Here is a 471-nt window from a genome sequence, read left to right as displayed (position 1 = left end):
ATGCCTCCCAGCACTGGAAAGCCCGGTACGAAGAAGAGGAATTTGAGCGACAACGGTCATTCCTCGGTGTATCTAGCTCGGCGGCGATTGGGTGGGCTGGACAACCTAATTATGCGGCTGCGAAGGCAGGTGTTCTTGGCCTCACACGAAACTGCGCGCAAGAACTTGAACGATATAATGTCCGAGTGAACAGCCTTTGGCCAGAGGCCTACACACGAATGTACAAGTCTATTCCTGAAGAATATCAACCCGACGGGATGACTGATGAAACGCACGGACCACAGCTTGTCGCTCCGCTACCTGCTTTCTTAGCGAGTGAGGAAGCGACAGACATCACAGGGTGTACGGTCGGACTTGGGTCTGGTGAACTCTCGTTCATCTCTGACCCCGACCGCGAACGTAAAATTATCAAGGAAGTTCCAGCGGATACGAAAACAGGTGGGTGGACGCCAGAACAGATCGCCGACTCGT

At 53.5% G+C, this 471-nt stretch carries 1 protein-coding gene; it reads left to right on the top strand.

The window, feature by feature from the left end; translation table 11 throughout:
* On the top strand, nt 1-471 hold a 471-nt coding region (locus tag DEQ92_RS23355; protein ID WP_147299590.1), incomplete at both ends, for an SDR family oxidoreductase.

The organism is Haloferax sp. Atlit-6N, assembly GCF_003383195.1.
Classification (GTDB): domain Archaea; phylum Halobacteriota; class Halobacteria; order Halobacteriales; family Haloferacaceae; genus Haloferax; species Haloferax gibbonsii.
This window is presented reverse-complemented; position numbering and strand designations above follow the sequence as displayed.